This window comes from Enterobacter cloacae complex sp. IR5458 (assembly GCF_049238025.1).
GTDB lineage: Bacteria > Pseudomonadota > Gammaproteobacteria > Enterobacterales > Enterobacteriaceae > Enterobacter > Enterobacter kobei.
Genome location: NZ_JBMKIF010000120.1, coordinates 1 through 1,568 on the forward strand (window position 1 = coordinate 1; position 1,568 = coordinate 1,568).

Below are 1,568 nucleotides of genomic sequence, written 5' to 3' on the forward strand. Positions count from 1 at the left end.
ATGTAAGGCCTTTGAATAAGACAAAAGGCTGCCTCATCGCTAACTTTGCAACAGTGCCAACATCAATGCTAATGTACGCATACATTAGCATTGTCTATCTCAACTGCTGACAAACAAATCCAAGTTTTACAATATTCAACAACTTTGTTATATAAATGATAGGGAATTTTACCACTATGGAAAAAAGATGAGAACTCATTATGATAACCTCAAGGTATCACGAGATGCCCCTGTAGAGGTAATACAAGCAGCGTATCGTACATTGGCTAAGAAATACCACCCTGATGTAAATAAAAACAATCCTGAGGCTGTCAGGATAATGCAAATTATTAACGCATCGTATGATGTTTTAATCGATCCCATAAAAAGAAAAGAACATGATCGCTGGGTTATTAAAGAAACGTGGAGGGAAAGGGCTGAGGCCACATTAGCACGAAATTCGGAAACAAATACTAACGTTCAAGCACCAGTTGAAACAACAACAGTAAGAAAACCGAAGTCATTAATGACAATGATGGGTATCATATTTTTTCCTTTATTTTCTATATTGAGATCTATTGCTGGCCTGTGTGTAATAGGATTTATAGCGTACGCAATAATTAACAATATGAATGAAGGAGGCTCTTCTTCAAATAAAACAGCGGCCGTAAACAACACTTCGCCTTTAAAACCCGAACGTTTAACAAACAATAACGGTATTTGTGATTCATCCGTGCAACAACATCAATGGCCTACTATCCCAACTGTTTTATCTGAAAAAGATCGTCGTAGTGGTTTGTCCTCACTTAGATTAGATAATACTCAAAATAATGAAGGGTTACGGGTCCGATTGACATTGGATAATGCATACATCAAAACTGATTTTGTACGTGAAGTCTTCGTTCCCGCGGGGAGTCAAATTACTCTTGAACAAGTCCCATCTGGAATATATCGAGTAAAAACACAAAATATTAAAAATGGATGTGCACAAATATCTGAACCAATCAATATGATTGAAAGAAAAACTTCAACGGGAACAGAGTACAGTGACAACTCTTTAACGTTTTATCCTGTGGCCAATGGCAATACACATTTCCTGTCATTATCGGCTTCTCAGTTTTAGAATAATTTTGCTCAGAAGGAACATAGTAGGTTAAGTGAGTTAATCAACAGTGAGTAAATGTTTATAACAGATAAGGTACTAATATGACTCTCATTATCGGCGGGTATGAAATAAATGAATTTGAAGACGGGGCGACATTTATAATTGCTGATAGCGCTATAACAAGGATGACAACTTACAAAAACTCTACTGATAACAAGAAGACGACAGAAGTTAAAACATTACTTAACGGATATCGCAAATTTTATGAAATTGATTTGAAAATAAAACACCCTAAATTTAACAATTCAGGTTTTTTTGAAAAATACCATAAAATCGAAACCTATGGAAAGTGTGTTATCGCTTTCGCTGGAGGGAAAGATACTGCACATCATATAATTAATAGTATAGAATTGAGTTTATCAAATTTAAAAATTGCCCTAAATAGCTGCGCGGAATAGTAGATCACTGAAAGGGAACTCAGCCC

Annotated in this window: 2 protein-coding genes; both read left to right on the forward strand. The window is 35.7% G+C overall.

Features of this window, described 5'->3' with window-relative positions; translation table 11 throughout:
• Positions 1-187 precede the first annotated feature (187 nt).
• Positions 188-1,102, forward strand: a complete 915-nt coding sequence (locus ACOTYN_RS26265) for a J domain-containing protein (RefSeq protein ID WP_071885265.1) — start codon at positions 188-190, stop codon at positions 1,100-1,102.
• Between the two features lie 83 nt (positions 1,103-1,185).
• Positions 1,186-1,542, forward strand: coding sequence for a hypothetical protein (locus ACOTYN_RS26270; protein ID WP_259408557.1), 357 nt, complete (start codon positions 1,186-1,188; stop codon positions 1,540-1,542).
• The last annotated feature ends 26 nt before the right edge of the window (positions 1,543-1,568 follow it).

Bases quoted from the DNA above. Each gene is read 5' to 3' on its own strand.
- ACOTYN_RS26265 (WP_071885265.1), top strand. From the start codon at position 188: ATGAGAACTCATTATGATAACCTCAAGGTATCACGAGATGCCCCTGTA.
- ACOTYN_RS26270 (WP_259408557.1), top strand. From the start codon at position 1,186: ATGACTCTCATTATCGGCGGGTATGAAATAAATGAATTTGAAGACGGG.